Annotated in this window: 1 protein-coding gene; it reads left to right on the top strand. The window is 69.7% G+C overall.

Going from position 1 to position 1,046, the window contains the following annotated elements:
• Positions 1-1,046 (top strand): acetyl-CoA C-acetyltransferase (locus WT97_RS31140; RefSeq protein WP_060355056.1); only part of this gene is annotated, 1,046 nt, incomplete at both ends.

The raw sequence follows: 1,046 nt of genomic DNA, 5'->3' as shown, positions 1-1,046 counted from the left end.
ATGACGGATGTAGTGATCGTATCGGCCGCGCGGACCGCGGTCGGCAAATTCGGCGGCTCGCTGGCAAAGATTGCGGCGCCGGAACTGGGCGCGACGGTGATCCGCGCAGTGCTGGAGCGTGCGGGCGTGAAGCCCGAGCAGGTCAGCGAAGTGATCATGGGCCAGGTGCTGACGGCCGGCTCCGGGCAGAACCCGGCGCGGCAGTCGCTGATCAAGGCGGGACTGCCGAACGCCGTGCCGGGGATGACGATCAACAAGGTGTGCGGCTCGGGCCTGAAGGCCGTGATGCTGGCGGCCAACGCGATCGTCGCGGGCGACGCGGAGATCGTGGTCGCGGGCGGCCAGGAGAACATGAGCGCGGCGCCGCACGTGCTGCCGGGCTCGCGCGACGGGTTCCGGATGGGCGACGCGAAGCTGGTGGACACGATGATCGTCGACGGGCTGTGGGACGTGTACAACCAGTACCACATGGGTATCACGGCAGAGAACGTCGCGAAGGAATACGGGATCACGCGCGAAGCGCAGGACGCGTTCGCGGCGCAGTCGCAGAACAAGGCGGAAGCCGCGCAGAAGGCCGGGCGCTTCGACGACGAGATCGTGCCGGTGTCGATTCCGCAACGCAAGGGCGAGCCGCTGCAGTTCGCGACCGACGAGTTCGTGCGTCACGGCGTGACGGCGGAGTCGCTGGCGGGGCTGAAGCCGGCGTTCTCGAAGGACGGCTCGGTGACGGCGGCGAACGCGTCGGGGCTGAACGACGGCGCGGCGGCGGTGCTGGTGATGTCGGCGCAGAAGGCGGCGGCGCTGGGGCTGACGCCGCTTGCGCGGATCAAGGCGTACGCGAACGCGGGCGTGGATCCGAGCGTGATGGGCATGGGTCCGGTGCCGGCGTCGCGCCGGTGCCTGGAGCGCGCGGGCTGGACGCCGGGCGACCTGGACCTGATGGAGATCAACGAGGCGTTCGCGGCGCAGGCGCTGGCGGTGCACAAGCAGATGGGCTGGGACACGTCGAAGGTGAACGTGAACGGCGGGGCGATCGCGATCGGTCA

Source organism: Burkholderia sp. MSMB1459WGS, assembly GCF_001534535.1.
GTDB lineage: Bacteria > Pseudomonadota > Gammaproteobacteria > Burkholderiales > Burkholderiaceae > Burkholderia.
The sequence above is the reverse complement of the archived record's forward strand: the minus strand, read 5'-3'. Positions and strand labels throughout refer to the sequence as shown.